Annotated in this window: 1 protein-coding gene and 1 pseudogene; both read left to right on the forward strand. The window is 69.3% G+C overall.

The genetic code is table 11. The features are described 5' to 3' along the window. Window positions 1–746, forward strand: a 746-nt coding sequence (locus ABZ671_RS32765; RefSeq protein ID WP_357865467.1) for an ATP-binding cassette domain-containing protein, incomplete at its 5' end; no start/stop codon positions are given. Between the two features lie 40 nt (window positions 747–786). Beyond that, window positions 787–1,067 (forward strand): annotated as a pseudogene (locus ABZ671_RS32770) (ABC transporter permease); the annotation flags it as partial.

Genomic DNA, 1,067 nt, shown 5'->3' on the forward strand with positions numbered 1-1,067 from the left:
GCGAGTTGCTGCGGGTGGACGGGTTGACCCGGGCGGGTGAGTTCGCGGATGTGTCGTTGACGGTGCGGGCGGGGGAGATCGTCGGTATCGCCGGGCTGGTCGGTTCGGGCCGTTCGGAGGTGTTGGAGACGATCTACGGGGCCCGGCGTGCGCAGGCGGGCACGGTCACCATGAACGGTCGGGCGCTGCGGGCGGGAAGCGTCGGGGCGGCGGTGCGGGCCGGGATGGGCATGGCGCCGGAGGAGCGGAAGAGTCAGGCGTTGCTGCTCGGCGAGCCGATTTACCGCAACATCACTTTGGCGACGTTCGGTCGGTATGCGCGGCTGGGTTTCACGGATGCGGGGAGGGAGCGGGCGGAGGCGGAGCGGATCGCGGATTCGCTGGAGTTGCGGCCCCGCGATGTGCGGCGGCCGGTGCGGACTCTCTCGGGTGGTAATCAGCAGAAGGCGGTGGTGGGCCGGTGGCTGTTGGGGGACACCAGACTGCTGCTGTTGGATGAGCCGACCCGGGGTGTGGATGTGGGGGCTCGGGCCGAGTTGTATCAGGTGATCCGGGATTTGGCTGGGCAGGGTGTGGGGGTGCTGCTGGTGTCCAGTGAGGTGCCCGAGGTGCTGGGGTTGGCGGATCGGGTGTTGGTGATGCGGGAGGGCCGGGTGGTGCGGGAAGCGCCGGCTGGTGACCTTGACGAAGACACTGTGCTCGACCTCGTGATGGCGGGGTCTCTCATGGAAGGCGCGCCGGCATGAGCGAGCGAGGCCGCAGCGACGAGTGGATGAAGGTGCCGGCATGAGTGAGATGACACCGACCGCGGCCCGGGAGCGGGCGGTCGAGGCGCCGGCGGTTGAGGCGGCCGTGGCCGCGAAGCCCGCCGCGCCGGCGAAGCTTTCGTTCTGGCGGGGTGACGGGGGTGAGGGGGTCCGCCGGAACCTGGGCCTGGTGGCCACGTTGGTGGTGTTGGTGGTGATCGGCATCGTGACCCGGCCTGACTTGTATGGGGATGCGGGTTGGGTGTGGGGTAACACGCTGACCATCTTGAAGCTCGCTTCGGTGGTGGGTGTGGTCACGGT

It is taken from the genome of Micromonospora sp. NPDC006766 (genome assembly GCF_040636055.1).
In the GTDB taxonomy this organism is placed as follows: domain Bacteria; phylum Actinomycetota; class Actinomycetes; order Mycobacteriales; family Micromonosporaceae; genus Micromonospora.